General features: G+C 48.4%; 16 protein-coding genes and 1 pseudogene. 6 read left to right on the top strand and 11 right to left on the bottom strand.

The window, feature by feature from the left end:
* Positions 1-32 precede the first annotated feature (32 nt).
* Together FD01_RS10355 and FD01_RS10350 are read right to left on the bottom strand one after the other, a co-directional pair.
* Positions 33-1,556, bottom strand: a complete 1,524-nt coding sequence (locus FD01_RS10355; protein WP_056964139.1) for a DUF438 domain-containing protein — start codon at positions 1,554-1,556, stop codon at positions 33-35.
* The gene (locus FD01_RS10350) at positions 1,549-1,776 is read right to left on the bottom strand and encodes a DUF1858 domain-containing protein (protein WP_054714448.1); all 228 of its coding nucleotides are present in this window, start codon (positions 1,774-1,776) and stop codon (positions 1,549-1,551) included. Before FD01_RS10350 ends, FD01_RS10355 begins: the two co-directional genes overlap by 8 nt.
* Positions 1,777-1,923: 147 nt before the next feature.
* On the opposite strand from FD01_RS10350, the pseudogene FD01_RS10345 reads away from it, so the two are divergent.
* The 5 genes and pseudogenes from FD01_RS10345 to FD01_RS10325 all read left to right on the top strand — a co-directional run bounded on the left by FD01_RS10345 (position 1,924) and on the right by FD01_RS10325 (position 5,180).
* Positions 1,924-3,047: pseudogene (locus FD01_RS10345) on the top strand (MFS transporter).
* Between the two features lie 103 nt (positions 3,048-3,150).
* On the top strand, positions 3,151-3,819 hold the full coding sequence (locus tag FD01_RS10340) for a DUF2087 domain-containing protein (RefSeq protein WP_056964136.1): 669 nt from the start codon (positions 3,151-3,153) through the stop codon (positions 3,817-3,819).
* 1 nt (position 3,820) lies between these two features.
* Positions 3,821-4,150, top strand: coding sequence for a GIY-YIG nuclease family protein (locus tag FD01_RS10335; RefSeq protein WP_056964134.1), 330 nt, complete (start codon positions 3,821-3,823; stop codon positions 4,148-4,150).
* A 10-nt stretch (positions 4,151-4,160) separates the two neighbouring features.
* Entirely contained in the window at positions 4,161-4,805 is a 645-nt protein-coding gene (locus FD01_RS10330) for a CatA-like O-acetyltransferase (RefSeq protein WP_056964132.1), read from the top strand.
* Between the two features lie 54 nt (positions 4,806-4,859).
* Entirely contained in the window at positions 4,860-5,180 is a 321-nt protein-coding gene (locus tag FD01_RS10325; RefSeq protein ID WP_056964130.1) for a hypothetical protein, read from the top strand.
* 43 nt (positions 5,181-5,223) lie between these two features.
* On the opposite strand, the gene FD01_RS10320 is transcribed toward FD01_RS10325, so the two are convergent.
* The 8 genes from FD01_RS10320 to FD01_RS10285 all read right to left on the bottom strand — a co-directional run bounded on the left by FD01_RS10320 (position 5,224) and on the right by FD01_RS10285 (position 13,679).
* Entirely contained in the window at positions 5,224-6,549 is a 1,326-nt protein-coding gene (locus FD01_RS10320) for a 3'-5' exonuclease (RefSeq protein WP_056964128.1), read from the bottom strand.
* 84 nt (positions 6,550-6,633) lie between these two features.
* A complete protein-coding gene (locus FD01_RS10315) occupies positions 6,634-7,788 on the bottom strand; it encodes an MFS transporter (RefSeq protein ID WP_056964127.1) in 1,155 nt (384 codons plus the stop codon).
* Between the two features lie 119 nt (positions 7,789-7,907).
* Positions 7,908-9,206 (bottom strand): adenylosuccinate lyase, encoded by a 1,299-nt coding sequence (gene purB / locus FD01_RS10310; protein WP_056964125.1) that lies wholly within the window; start codon positions 9,204-9,206, stop codon positions 7,908-7,910.
* Between the two features lie 42 nt (positions 9,207-9,248).
* Positions 9,249-10,355, bottom strand: a complete 1,107-nt coding sequence (locus FD01_RS10305) for an ATP-grasp domain-containing protein (RefSeq protein WP_054714466.1) — start codon at positions 10,353-10,355, stop codon at positions 9,249-9,251.
* A gap of 21 nt (positions 10,356-10,376) precedes the next feature.
* Positions 10,377-11,699, bottom strand: a complete 1,323-nt coding sequence (locus FD01_RS10300) for a nucleobase:cation symporter-2 family protein (RefSeq protein WP_056964123.1) — start codon at positions 11,697-11,699, stop codon at positions 10,377-10,379.
* Entirely contained in the window at positions 11,696-12,274 is a 579-nt protein-coding gene (locus FD01_RS10295) for a xanthine phosphoribosyltransferase (protein WP_056964122.1), read from the bottom strand. Before FD01_RS10295 ends, FD01_RS10300 begins: the two co-directional genes overlap by 4 nt.
* A 278-nt stretch (positions 12,275-12,552) precedes the next feature.
* Positions 12,553-13,182: a glycoside hydrolase family 73 protein gene (locus FD01_RS10290; protein WP_056964120.1), complete on the bottom strand. Its 630-nt coding sequence runs from the start codon at positions 13,180-13,182 to the stop codon at positions 12,553-12,555.
* Positions 13,182-13,679, bottom strand: a complete 498-nt coding sequence (locus tag FD01_RS10285) for a hypothetical protein (RefSeq protein WP_054714476.1) — start codon at positions 13,677-13,679, stop codon at positions 13,182-13,184. Before FD01_RS10285 ends, FD01_RS10290 begins: the two co-directional genes overlap by 1 nt.
* Positions 13,680-13,773: 94 nt before the next feature.
* Between FD01_RS10285 and FD01_RS10280 the strand changes: the two genes are divergently transcribed.
* On the top strand, positions 13,774-14,742 hold the full coding sequence (locus FD01_RS10280; protein WP_056964117.1) for a Gfo/Idh/MocA family protein: 969 nt from the start codon (positions 13,774-13,776) through the stop codon (positions 14,740-14,742).
* Here the strand turns inward: FD01_RS10280 and FD01_RS16105 are convergent.
* On the bottom strand, positions 14,717-14,893 hold the full coding sequence (locus FD01_RS16105; RefSeq protein ID WP_156647298.1) for a hypothetical protein: 177 nt from the start codon (positions 14,891-14,893) through the stop codon (positions 14,717-14,719). The genes FD01_RS10280 and FD01_RS16105 overlap by 26 nt on opposite strands.
* Positions 14,894-14,965 lie beyond the last annotated feature (72 nt).

The raw sequence follows: 14,965 nt of genomic DNA, 5'->3' as shown, positions 1-14,965 counted from the left end.
CTTGAGCCAACGTTTGCTAGCTCAAGTCTCGCTTAGTCGCCCAGCCGCTTTTCGCCGTCGAGTTTTTGAATTTCAGAAATATCTTGAGTGACTTCCAAGCAACCTAAATAGTTTTCTTCAGGATCGCGAATGGCAAAGTAGCGAATGTAGATCATTTTCTCACCATGTAAGTTGATCCAAAAATCCGCATGGTCTTCACGGCCTGCATGAAAATCGCTCAAAATCTTTTCCACTTTATCCACTGACTTTGGTGGGTGGCAATCTTTGACTAACCGCCCGATGACTGCAGTCGTGCGCGGAAAGACGCGTTCGCCTGAATCTGAGAACCACCGCACCGTGTCCGTGTCATCGACAAACGTTAAATCAAGTGGCAACAAGCGCAACACATTGGTCAATTGTTCCAGATCCATCGCACCAGTTGGCAACAATACCCGGGCAGGATGAATGCCATCAATTTCGATGCGGCCAGAATCGGTGCCACTGGTCGCCGCACCAAATACATCAGGTCCAGCATGACGACGCTTTGGCTTTGGACGTTGTACAGAAATCGACGGTTTGTGGACATCGTTGTCTCCGTCTTCAGTTTTAGCTGCTTGCAGTTTGGCTAAAGTTTCGGCTGGCGCAATCGGCATTGGCACATCTTGATGAATTTCTTTGAGCACATCACGATCAGTAGGTTTAGGCTTGCGATCAGAGGCCAAGTGTTGTGACTTCGCCAGATCTTCGGCCATGGCATTCAGTTCTTGCGCCATTTTGGAAGGTTTGGGCTTCACTGCCAATTCTGCTTCAGTTGGCTGCCATGGCAACGGTTGGGCAATCAAGGTGTAGCCGATTGCGTCAGATTCATGTTGGATCATCGCCCAGTCTGCCGCTGTGAAAATTTCCAGATCCATCGGCAACATGATTTCTTCTTCTTTGAAAACCATTTCGTCGACTTCTTTGGCCGCTTTTTCAATGGCGGCTTCAATGTCGTAAGGCTCTGGGGTCGGCTGGGTGTTCACCAGCTTCAGCGCGGCTTTGATCCAACCGCGGATTTCATCATCAACGCCCCACATGACTTTCGGTGGCGCCGTGATCCCGTATTTGGTCATCAATGGGAAAATGAGATTTTCTTTGCGTAAATAATGCTTATCGATTTTCATCAAATCAGCCAAAGCATGTTGCATGCGAGTCAACAACTCTGGGTCGGAACCGGCTTGCTGCCACTTCTTCAGCGTTGGCAACAGTTCGTCATTAAGCAGACTCATGATCACGGTGTTTTCCAATTTCAATACTTGAACTGGATGGCCGGGGATTTCTTCCGTCGGCGTCTTGCTGTTGTTATTGATTTTCCCGCGAAAAACTGCGGCATGCACATTGCACAGCGTTTGAATTTCCATCGGATTTAAGCCGGTGGCGATCAATTGCCGTTCAGCGTTGGTGATCTCTGAAACATCGACTTGATCGAAAGTTTCATCAAAGATTTTTTTCGCTGCTTCAAAAGATCCACCATTATGCAACATTTGAAGGATCTGGACGATTTTTTTCTGGCGATCTACTGCATGGGATTCAGTCATTTTGCACCTCAAATCCAGCGGCTTGAAGTTGTTGCACTAAGTCCGCGATGGCGATATGTTTCATTTTGGCGCCTTTGCGCAAGGTCATAAAGCGCCCAACAGTGTTTAACAATTTGGGATCCGTGACCCCATCTAAGCCCATGGCTACCATCACGTCAACAATAGCAGGTTGTTGAGCAACGAGATCGTGAACCGGTGTATCTAAATCGATGGTCGGCATATGTGAGCGCCTCCTTAAAGTACTTCGATTATACCACCTTAAAGATATTTATTCGCTATTTTTATTGTGCTGAAACGCAATTGACAACTGTCGATGAAAGCGCAGAATATGTTCGAAGTGAATTTTCTGAAAAGAGTCTGATCGTCCATGCAAGTCTTCACCCGTACCTTCTCCTCACTCAAAAATCCCAATTTCCGCTACTTTTGGATCGGCCAATGTGTATCGGTAATGGGCACTTGAATCCAGCGCACGGCCCAAACTTGGCTGGTGTATCAAATGACCAAATCGGCACTGCTGGTTGGCATTTTAAGTGCTTGTCAATTTGCCCCGATTTTAGCATTGACTTTAGTTGCCGGGACGTTGATCGACCGCTATCCCAAACGCCGGATCTTGATGCTCACTCAAGCTGGCTTCTTAGTTTTAGGCGTGATCATGACTGTGATCGTATTGACCGGCATCGTTCAATATTGGATGGTGTTGTTGATTGCCTTAGGTTATGGATGTCTGCAAAGCTTTGATACGCCGACGCGGCAATCGTTTGTCGTGGAATTAGTCGGCCATAAAGATTTAATGAATGGGATCTCACTGAACTCCACGATTTTCAATTTAGCCAAAATCGCTGGCCCCAGCTTGGCAGGCTTGTTGATGGTGAAATTCTCGGTTGGGATCTGTTTTTTGTCGATGCAATTTCTTATCTGGCTGTGTTACTGGGTTTGTTTTTGATCAAACAAAATCACGTCGTCGCCACCCCTTCCAAAAAGCGCGTCTGGGAAGATGTCAAAGACGGGCTGCATTACGTGTGGACGCATGCCGACATTCGCTTGAGTGCGATTTTGATGTTGATTGTCTGCACCTTAACTATAGCAACAACGTGATCATTCCGATTTTTGCCAAGGAAGTGTTGCATTCAGGCGCGCAAACTTACGCCAATTTACTGTCCGCCGCAGGGGTCGGATTGCTGATCGCCGCATTTTTGATGAGTTACTTGTCGCGATTCGGCTTGCGGCGCGATTTTTATTTGATCGTGGCCATCGGCACTGCCAGCCTACAAGCGCTGATGCTTGTGGTTCACAACTACGGCTTGGCCATGGTGATGATGGTGGCGATCGGCTTTTGCAATATGATCTTCTTGAATCAATCCAATGCCAGCTTCCAATTCGACATTCCCAATCATTTGCTCGGCCGGATGTAGTTTGCTCGCGTTATTATTTTTAGTACCCGTGATGTTTAGCAATCGGCAAATGATCTCCGGTTGGTTGCATCATGCCTAGAGTCGGAAACGGCTCTTTTTTTGTTGTCAAAATTCGTCAACTAAAAATACGTGTTGACAGAATCCGTAAACATATGTAACCTAGATTCTCGGAGGATGACATCATGACGATCACGGAATTGACCCAAGGCTTTCATCGCGAACAAAATATGTGGCACTGCAACTATTGTGAAGTGAAGGTACGCATAGACCAACGCGCACAAATCGTGGAGCACCTCACCATCGCCCATCAAAGTGCGCTCGATGCCTTGCTGGCTGCCGGTGGCTTAACTGAAAACCAGCAACAGCTGATGCAGGCTTTTGCCGCTGGCCACTCTGATAAACAAATCGCAGCCGATCAAGGCGTGACTGCCAGCACGATTCGCCAACAGAAACATCGCTTCCGCCAAAAAGCCGCCCAATCGCGATTATTTCTTGCGCAATATCAAGCAGTGTTTGGTGAAAATGATCCCGTTGAGCTCCTTTCAGTCCCCAAACCTGCCCAGAACATGGCAATCACCGTTGATCAATATGAACAGGTCCTCGCCAAAAACATCGATTTTTCCAGCGCACATCCTGAATTGAAACACTGGCCGAAACCAGAAGCCGCTCGCGTTTGCTTATGTGCGCGCATCGTGGAAGACTTTGCCATCGACCAGCAATACAGATTGAATGAAACCAACGCGATCCTCGATACCTGGTATCTCGATCACAGTTTACTCGCTCGCTATTTGGTGGACTTTGGTTTTATGCAGCGCACCGCCGATGGCCGTCAATATTGGAGAATTTTTTAACATGGATGAAGCTCAGAAAAAACAAGCTATTCAAGCTTACAAACTCGCGCCAGTAGAATATGGCGTGATTCAAATCGAAAACACGATCAATCACAAACGCTTCATCGCCGTTGTCCCCAATATTAAGAATCGTTGGTTTTTCTACCAAACGAACTTAAATCGCGGCGCGTATCACGATACCGACTTCCAGCGTGACTGGGATGAAATGGGGGCATCAGCCTTCGCCTATTTGGTCTTGTGGCACAAGAAAACTGACGACGTCGTGAACATGCGCGCTGAACTCAAAAACCTCAAAGCCGAGTGGATTGAAAAAATCCATCCAGAATATTAAGGAGCACCGAATGACTTTTACCCCGATCGATATGGCTACTTGGCAGCGGCAACAATATTTTTATTATTTCACCAAAATGGCGCCGATGAGTTTCACGATCTCGGCCAAAATCGATATCACTATGACTTACGAAGAACTGCACGCACAAGGGTTGGGCTTTTTCCCCGGCTACTTATATCTGACCAGCAAAGTTTTGACCACCATGCCAGAATTTCGCATCGGCAGCAATGGTGATGGCCAACTGGGATACTTTAATCAGTTAAATCCAAGTTACACCGTGATGCATGAGGATCACACCATCACCAGTTGTTGGAGTGACTACACACCAGATTTCAAAACATTTGTTCAACACGTGCAAACTGATTGCCAGGCGGCACTACAAGTCAACGGCCCAGTCGGCAAACCTGACCAACCTGTGAACAGCTTTGAAGCTGGGATGTTGCCTTGGGTGCATTTTGATAGTTACACCCCGATGCCCGTTAACGGACTACCCAGTTTTGCCCCGGTGCTGCAAGCAGGCCAATGGCAAGTTGTGGATGGGCGGCGCTTGATGCCCTTGTCGATTACTGCCAATCATGCAGTAGCAGATGGCTACCACGTCACCAACTTATTGAATCAATTGCAGCACGCGTTCAATCAACCCACTTGGGATTAACTCGACAAGCTGCCTCCGAAGGCTTACATTTAAGACAAAATGGAGGCCGATAACATGCATGAAATTCCAGAAACACTAGCCCAAGCACAAGCCTTGGCTGACAAACTTAACGAACCATTGGATGCCGTGATTCAAGGCGGCTTGCGCAACTGGGCGCAACAATTACTTGATGAAGGCGTTGAAGGTGGCTATCTCACCGCGATTTTCACTAAACAAGGCTTAGAGATCCAAGATATCAACAATCAACATCTGTTGACGGAAACCAGCCTGCACGCTGAACCGTTAGTTGAGCGTTTTAAAACCGAATCACACGCGACCTTGTTGTTGATCCAAACCAAGATCCGCCAGTTGTTTGATTCCGGCAAGCTCCACTAAAAAATGCTTCTCATCGACATTAATTGGTGAGAAGCATTTTTAGTTAACGGCGGAAATTCTTCTTTGGTGATTTGAAACTAGTTTGTTCAAACACTTGATTGAATTGCGCCATCACCACTTCTGGCAACAACGGCGACCCCTGCAAATAGGCATAAAGCGCATAAGTCGTCACCGCATCGTACACCGCGCCATGGGCCAAAATATCCAAACCTAGATAATTCCGATACTTTGCCAAGCCCACATCTGGTCCACCAGGCATCGGGCCACCAGCTTTGGCGATTTCAGCGACATCAAGCAGTCGTCCAGGCGTCGCATACAAACCGAATTGGCGCTGCATCACCAGCAAGTCACCGCCTTTAACCGCAAAGCCCAGCAAGGGATCTTTGCCGATAAAGTTTTGAAATTCGGCTAAAGCAGTGCCAGCAGGACGTCCGTAGCGCATCAACAAGCCGGTATGAATGCCCGTCAACGATTGCGAGCGCGAATTCAAGCGCATGCCGTGAGGAATTTGCACGAAGCAATCGAAGGTGTCGACGATCCGGGAATCCCGGACTTTGATCGCCCCGATTTCCGTGGCAAACTGCCCTTCTTGCTTGTTACCGCTGGAAAATTCTAAATCAAAGACGGTGTAAGCATCAGGACGCCCGCCAAAAGGTTGTAAAATCGGCCGTTGCGGCGTAAATGCAGGCGCTGAGGTTTTGGCGAAATGTCGGGTTTTCAAGGACTTGGCGCGACCTAAGACATCACGTTGCAGTCCGGCTTCTGCCACCCCACGGCGCGGTTTGGCTTTGGCAATCGAGAGGTCTTCCATATGCCGCAATGGTGAGAAAGCTTGCGCCCAAGGGGTCAGCATTTTTGATAATGTCCAAGTCACGCCATATTTTTTCATTAATGCGATCGATTCGTCTGCTAGTGGCCCGAACAACCGAATTTTTACCGGGTCTTGATCGTCATCGAGATGCAATTGATGCACCACGGCCCCTAGCGCTTGAAAATGATTCGACATGGCATGCACTAAGGCCCATTGCGGTTGGACACTGCGCGGCAAGTTCGCCGGATCGCGCAAGGCGGTCACATAGGTGCGAAACAGTTTGCGAACCACCCAGTCAACTGCCTTCCCCGTCACTGGCAAAGCTTCAAGCGTGGCAGTGGCGGTGATTGCTGGACACAAATCACCCGTTTGTAATTGTTGCCTATCAAGCGTCAAATCCACCGGCCACAAACCGCGCAGATCCAAGGTCAGGTCAACTAAGGCAAGTTGTTCTGGGCGACCGCCGCCGATTTGCGCCAATTCTTGCAAAGCCTGAAGTAGTTGTTCCGCCCAAGCTTCATTAAATGGTGCTTGAAGTGTCTCTTTCAACTCGTCCATGTCGATCTCCCTTTTTGTCATCTTAATTATTTTACCCCAAAAGGTGACCAAACAAAAATCGCCTTGCATTCAAGGCGATTTCAATTAATCGATGTGAACTGCGCGATTCAATCCGAAAATCGCAATCATCATGATCAACATGAAGCCAAGCAGATAAAATGGATACAACCCGATGTTGATTGCCCCTGCCAATAACCCAAACAACGGCGGCGCAAAAGTCGAGCCGATATAAGCAAACGCCATTTGAATTCCGATCACGGCTTGGGATTTTTCTGCGCCGAAGTTTGTTGGGGTTTCATGAATAATGGTTGGGTAAATTGGCGCGCACCCAAGACCGATGATCAATAACCCGCACAAGGCAACTGAAACCGTCAACGGTAACAAAACCAACACGATCCCCAACCCTAGAATCACAGTCCCTAACCAGATCATGCGTCGATCCCCTAGTCGATCAGAAATAAATCCTGATAAGAATCGTCCGATCGTGATGCCCATGTAAAACAGTGCAGCAAACTTCGCGGCGGTGGGCACACTGACCCCACGTGCTTGGACTAAATAACTCGATGCCCAGATTCCGGCTGTCGATTCAAGCGCACAATAGGTTAAAAATGCCGTTAACACTTGCGGCACACCAGGTAAAGCAAACAATTGCCGCATTGAAAGCTGAGCCGTTACTTCAGCCTCGCTTGATCGACGCCGAATCCACAAAGGTAAGCTGAACACTAAAACAATCGTGAGCAGCACTTGGACAATCCCGATGATCCGATAGCCACTTTGCCAACCCATTTGGTGCGTCAAGGCAAAGCTCATCACATAAGGACTGATCGCCGCGCCGACACCCCAGAAACAATGAAGCCAATTCATTTGGCGACTTTTGTAATGTAAGGCGACGTAATTATTCAACGCGGCATCCACTGCCCCAGCCCCTAAGCCATAAGGAATCGCAAACACGCACAGCCAAATAAAACTCGGCGCGATCGAAAAACCAAACAAAGCCAACGCGGTGGTCCCCACACTCATTGCAGTGACCTTGCCTGTCCCGAATCTGCGGGTGAGTCGATCGGACAACAGGCTGGAAATAATGGTGTTCGCTGAGATCAGCATGGTAATGATGCCAGCGTAACTGGTCGGCACATTCAACGCCGTGTGCATCGCTGGCCAACCTGACCCGATCAACGAATCAGGCAACCCCAAGCTGATGAACGCCAGATAAATGATAACAAGCAGAATCGAAAACATAACTTCCTCCGAAATCAAGATTATGTTCAGCTTATCACATTTTATTCAGATCACCGGTCAAAAATGACAGTGAAGGACGACAAAAAAGCCGAGCACTGAGCTCGACTTCAATGATTGAATTAGTCGCCTAACCCGATGCGGTCAAAGACTTCATCGACGTGACGTAAGTGGTAGTGATAATCAAAGGCATCATCGATTTGCGCTTCAGACAAGCGATCGGTAACTTTCGGATCGGCTTCCAATAAAGCGCGGAAGTCGCGGTGTTCATCCCAAGCTTTAGCGGTCTTTGGTTGCACCAAATCATAAGCCGCTTCACGAGACAAGCCGGATTCGATCAACTTCAACATGACACGTTGGGAGAAAATCAAGCCGTGGGTCTTGTTCATGTTTTCAATCATGGTTTCTGGGAAGACATCGAGGTTTTCGATGATCGTGGTGAACCGATGCAAAATGTAATCCAATAAGCCAGTGGCATCTGGTAACATCATGCGTTCTGCCGAAGAATGCGAAATGTCGCGTTCATGCCACAAGTTCACATCTTCCAGCGCTGGAATACTGTAACCGCGAATCACCCGCGCCAAACCGGAAACATTTTCCGAGCCGATCGGATTGCGCTTGTGTGGCATTGCAGAAGACCCTTTTTGACCTGGGTTGAAATGTTCTTCGACTTCATGCACTTCAGTCCGTTGCATGTGGCGGACTTGCGTGGCGAAGCGTTCAACGGAGGTGGCGATCAAGCCCAAGGTTTGAATGTAGTGGGCGTGCAAGTCACGGGGTAAGATCTGCGTGGAAATTTCTTGCGCGCGAATGCCAAGGTGTTCGCAAACATAAGCTTCAACAGCTGGCGGGGTGTTGGCGAAAGTCCCAACGGCACCAGAGATCTTGCCAGCTTCAACGTCGGCAGCGGCTTCGTCGAAACGCTTCAAGTTGCGCTTCATTTCGGAATACCAAGTGGCAACGACTAACCCGAATGTGGTGGGTTCAGCGTGCACGCCATGGGTCCGGCCCATCATTGGCGTGTGCTTGTATTCCTTAGCCAGCTTAGCAAGAGCATCTGTCAAAGCTTGCAAGTCTGCACGCAAAATCGCGTTAGCTTGTTTCAGCACGGAACCTTGCGCGGTATCCACCACATCAGTAGACGTTAAGCCGAAGTGGACCCACTTTTTCTCGTCGCCGAGGGATTCGGAAACGGTCCGCGTGAAGGCCACCACATCATGGCGGGTGACGGCTTCGATTTCGTGAATGCGGTCAACAGTGAAGGTCGCATTTTTGCGTAAGGCTTTAACATCTTCTGCAGGGATTTCACCTAAAGTTGACCATGCTTCTGCAGCTAAGATCTCAACTTCAAGCCACGCTTTGTAGCGGTTTTCTTCGGTCCAAACTTGTGCCATCTCTGGACGACTGTAACGGTCGATCATGAACTGGTTCCTCCTTATGTCTCACCTATTGATTAACAGCAACTAAATCTGGAAATAATCGGTGGCATTGACTGTCGTTTTGATTTCATCAATGTCGCCGGTGATGACGATCTGCCCAATGTCAGACGCGCCTTCTGGATAAAAGGTAAAGCGCCAATCAGGTTTGATTTGAATCTGAGTCATTGCTGCTGCGCGATCGTCAACTCGCAGTGGCAAGAAGGCCCCGCCTTGCACCAAGCGCACTTGAGGCATTGGCCAGCCAAACAACGCGCGCAAATGCAAATGATATGGCGAAACGCCAGTGGTTTCCGTTAACACATGGCCGTTGAGTTGCGGCCCTGGGAAAAGGCGTTTGACATACAAAGCCAAACTTTTGGTCATGAATAATTCAATGCCAAACACCCCGGTGTAATCCAAAGACTCGGCAATCACCCGCCCAATGCGTTGAATCTCAGCCATCACAGCTGCTCCGCCACTGGCAGGCACCGTTGAGGCTTTCAGTTGATGATGACTGAACTGGTTTTCCACCACTGGCATCACCCGGATCGTGTCACCGGATTTGGCGACTAATACCGAGTATTCGATCGGATCATCCAACCATGCCTCTAACACATAAGGACGTTGTTGCAACAATTGTGCGGCGCGGTGCACATCTTCTGGTTGCGTCAAGCGCAATTGCTGATCGACACCGATGCCTTTTTGAATCGGCTTTAAAATGGCTGGAAAGCCGACGTTTTCCACCGCGGCAGTGATATCTTTAGGCGTAACGACTTGCGCATAAGGCAAAATGTTCATGTTTTGATCGTCTAAGAACACTTTTTCCAAATAACGATCTTGCGTCACGCTTAAAATATCCACACCAGAAGGCAATTGTTGCGGCTTGGTCAACTCTTGCAAGGTGCTAGCGTCGACATTTTCATCGACATAAGTCACCACTTGCGCCAAATCGACCATGCGTTGCAACGCCTCTTGGTCGTTAACTGCGCCAACAATGCGCATGTCCGCGACGTCAAAAGCGATGTCGCTATCTTTTGGGGCTAACACGATCGGGTGCATCCCCATTTGGCGAGCGGCCAAGGCCATTTGATAGCCACGCACACCACCGCCAATGATGCCGATCACGGCACCGGGTTTGATAAATTGAGCCATCAGCGTCTTCTTTCTGTGAAACTACTCATCTTTTTCGTTTAAACCGTCTTTGGTTTCCAGTTCTGGTTGCGGGGTTTTGGAATTGAAGATCCAATTCAACAATACCGCAGAAACAGATGCCATTAAGATGCCGGAACCGAACAATAATTGTAACGTTTCTGGCAAGGCTTGGACGATTTCAGGCTGGGTGGTGACCCCAAGCCCTAAACCGATGGAAACGGCCGCGACTAATAAGTTCTTGTCATTGTGGAAGTCCACTTGTTGCAGCATCCGGATGCCTTGCACGGCCACCATGCCGAACATCACCAGCATCGCCCCACCTAAAACCGGCGAAGGAATGATGGTGGCCAAGGCTCCAATTTTTGGCAATAAACCTAATAAGATCAAGAACAAAGCGGAAAACATCACAGGCTTGCGGGTCTTGATGCCAGATAATTGCACCAAGCCGACGTTTTGCGAGAAGGTGGTGTATGGAAACGTGTTGAAGATCCCACCCAGCAATACGGCTAACCCTTCGGCACGATAGCCTTTTTTCAAATCTTCAGATTCGATCTTACGCTCAACAACATCCCCTAGCGCGAAGAACACGCCGGTGGATTCCACCATGGAAACTAACGAAATCAAAATCATGGTGACAATGGAGCTCCATTCAAAGTGCGGTACCCCAAAGTAAAATGGCGTTGGCACATGGAACCATGACGCTTCTGCGACTGGCGCAAAGGATACCATGCCTAAAAACCCAGCTAACACGGTCCCGCCGATCAAGCCGATCAAAATGGCGATACTGCGGACAAAGCCGCGACCCCAAACGTTAAACGCCAAGATCAATAACACCGTGAACGCACCGACAGCTAAGTTGGTCATCGAGCCGAAATCTTTGGCTGCGGTCGAACCACCGCCGAGGTTTTGGAACGCGACGGGAATTAAGGACAACCCGATCACCGTAATCAACGTCCCAGTAACCAAAGGTGGGAACAATTTGCGCAACTTAGCAAAGAACCCACCGATCAAAAACACGAATAACCCTGCGGCGATGATCGCGCCATACATGGTTTGAAAATCAAATTTCTGCCCGATCAAGATCAACGGGGCGACGGCTTGCACCGCACACCCGAGCACGACGGGTAGGCCGATACCGAAGATTTTATTGGAGAAGATCTGCAGAGCCGTTGCGACCCCACACATGAAAATATCGATGGACACCAAATACGTCATTTGCTCACTGCTAAAATGCAGTGACGCCCCGATCAAAATTGGCACCAACACAGACCCAGAATACATCGCCAGTAAGTGTTGAAGACCTAAAACAGCGGCTTTTGGCGCGGAGATGTCAGCGTTTTTCATGCTTCCTCCTCAAATTCGACTTGACCGTTGTTGAAGGCTTTGATGCGGGCCAAGGAAACAGTCTTAATGTGACGTTCGTCTAATAACTTGCGCCCTTTTTGGAAGGACTTTTCGATCACGATGCCGACACCTTCAAGGGTTGCGTTAGCTTGTTCAATAATGTCGATCAAGCCTTCGACAGCTTGCCCATTAGCCAAAAAGTCGTCGATGATCAAGCATTTGTCATTAGCGCTTAAGAACTTTTGCGCAATGGCGATTTGGTTGGCGGTTTTCTTGGTGAAAGAATAAACTTCAGCCGTGTACAAATCGTCTTTTAATGTGAGTGACTTGTGCTTGCGTGCGAACACGACTGGCACATGAAAGGCCATCCCAGCAGCCAACGCTGGCGCGATCCCAGAACTTTCTACCGTTAAGATCTTGGTGATTTTCTGGTCTTTAAACTGTCGGTGAAATTCCTCACCTAACGCCATCATCAAGTCGGGATCGATTTGATGATTCAAGAAATTATCGACCTTTAACACTTCTGCGCCTAGCACCTGACCATCTTCTCTGATCCGGTCTTCAAGTAATTTCACCAGTATGCACATCCTTTACCCATTTATTGAATTTCACAAATTTTAACACAAAAAATAAACCCAAACAACCAATTTACGATAATCACATCGTATTTTCACGTTACCGTTCGTGTTTAGCTATATCTCACCATCGGCTTGCGGCGTGATGCATCACGACTTAACCTCTATTATAGCCTGAATCCAAACAAAAACCCGATTATTCGGGTTTTTGTGAACGATTTTGTTTGTTTTTGTTTTACAAAAATATATTTGTTGAGATAGGAAACAATGGCGCCGAATTATTGGTCGTACTGATCCAACTTCCACTCCTGAATCAACTTAACCAGCTTGCTAGGATAATCAGGATCTGTCGCATAACCATCTGTCTTCAACGCTGTGGCTGCTTGTTGATAAGTCGTCGCCGCTAAGACTTCAGCGTATTGCTTCGCGTTCCATTGGGTCCCATTCACGAACAATAAGGCGTGGGCTTTCATCGATTCTTGATCGCTAGCGTACACGGCAAAGCGACCATTGACCGTGTGCCACTTGCCATTGAGGTATTCTTGCGTGGTCAACACGACCCCACCACTTCCGGCTTTGATGCCAAACAAGTTGTGGTATTTTGACGCCAAGGTGCTGTTGCCCCAATCCGATTCGAGGATCGCTTGAGCCAACGTGATCGAAGGCATCACGCCATAGACTTGCTGGAGTTCTTGGGCATACGGCGCCAAGTTATCGATGAAGGCTTGCTTTTGCGCCGTGTCATCGCTGTGTTGCGCCACAGTATCGACATCAGCGGAGCGTTGGGCGATCAATTGACAGCCCACCACGCCGATGCTTAAGCCCATGGCTAATATAATCAGCCAAATCAAGGCTGGTAATTTGATGCGGTGCGTTTTTTTCCTACGCGGTTTGCGGCGTCGCGCCATTACTTCACTTCCGGATCATCTAAATGTTCATCGGCCCAAGTTAATAAGTCGAGTTGTTTGGTTTGCAATTGTTTGGCGATGGTCGTTGGCACGACAAAGTCCAAAATGTCGACCAAACCATGCACACCGTAATCTTGACGCAATTGTAAGTGCACAGACACGCGCCCGGCACCCAGCGGTTCTTTGACGTAATTCGTCGTCAAGCTTGGTGTTTGCAACCAAGCTTTGGCGATCACCGTTTTGGCATTTTGATAGCGTTGGGCTAAGCCGCCGACTACGGGTGTTGTGGATTCAAACACTGCCAGCTTTTGGGCGAGCATCCATTCGTAATCCGTAAACAAATAACGCAATTGTTCGCGCTGTTGTGGCAATAACGCGGCTTGGCCTTGCAAAATCGCCGCAGTGGGAATGTGCATCACTGATTCTAACACGTCGGCGTTACCGTCGCGCTGCCGCAAAACAAACGCAGCTAATTCGATCAAATGGGTATCATTCATCTTAATCACCTCAACTTATTCTAACATGTTTATGCCGTTGTGCTCGGGTGGTAGACTAAGTTTAAAATCGTTTACAATTTAATGGAGGGTTCTCATGACTAATTATCATTGGGGCATCGTCGGTTTAGGTCGCATCGCCCATAACTTCGCCAAATTCTTCCCAGCCGCTCAAACACTTTACGGGGTGGCGGCCAGAGACATTGACCGCGCACAGGCTTTCGCCGATGAATTCAACGTTCCAAAAGCTTACGGCAGTTATGCTGATTTGTTTGCTGACCCTGACATTGATATCGTCTATGTCGCCACCACGCACAATTTTCATTATGCCAATATCAAAGCCGCACTGCTGGCAGGTAAGCATGTGTTTGCCGAAAAATCGATCACATTAAACGCCCGCGAATTGTCAGAATTGATCACCATTGCAAAGCAAAAACATTTGATTTTAATGGAAGCCCAAACGATTTATCATATGCCGTTGTATCCAGCGCTTGATGATGCCGTCGCTGATCTGGGCAAACTCCGCACGATTCAAGTCTCATTTGGCATCAACGCCACCGATCCACAAGACCGCTTATTAAATCCTGATTTGGCGGGCGGAGCTTTGCTGGATATCGGCATTTACGCCTTATCCTTTGTCCGACGCTTGATGTCAGCTAGCCCCAAACTGGTCGCTACGCAAATGACGCGTTCAGCCACTGGCGTCGATGATCAAAGTAGCTTTTTGTTGACCAACGACCATGGAGAACAAGCGACGGTCGTCTTGAATCTGCAAGCAATGATGCCAAAAGTCGGGCTAGCAGCGTATGATCATGGCTTCGTGCAAGTTCCTGAATACCCACGCGCAGATCACGCCACGCTTGCGATCACTGGTCAAGAACTTACGACAATCAGCGCCGGGGATTGGCATCATACCATGGCTTATGAAATTCTTGATATGGCCAAAGCCGTGGAAACTGGCGATAACCCAACTTTGGCTTGGACTTATGACACCGCGGTGATCATGAGCCAAGCACGCGAGGCCTGGGGTTTTTACTACCCTAACGAACAGGCACCGCTTGTGTAAACAAAATCATATCGTTTAACGGGACACCATCGACGAGAATCGGTTGCGCATACTGCTTGAAAAAGTCCTTGCGCACCCCACTTTGGACAAAGCCTTGATGTTGATAAAACTGAATATTTTCGACATCACGATCACCGGTGCCGACTAACATCTCTTGATAACGACCGGTGCGATAATCCCTTTATGGTTGTCAGATGAAATACAATAATTCATCTGATGATTA

It is taken from the genome of Lacticaseibacillus manihotivorans DSM 13343 = JCM 12514, assembly GCF_001435035.1.
GTDB lineage: Bacteria > Bacillota > Bacilli > Lactobacillales > Lactobacillaceae > Lacticaseibacillus > Lacticaseibacillus manihotivorans.
Note: the sequence above shows the minus strand (reverse complement) of the source record. Positions and strands in the feature narration are given on the sequence as shown.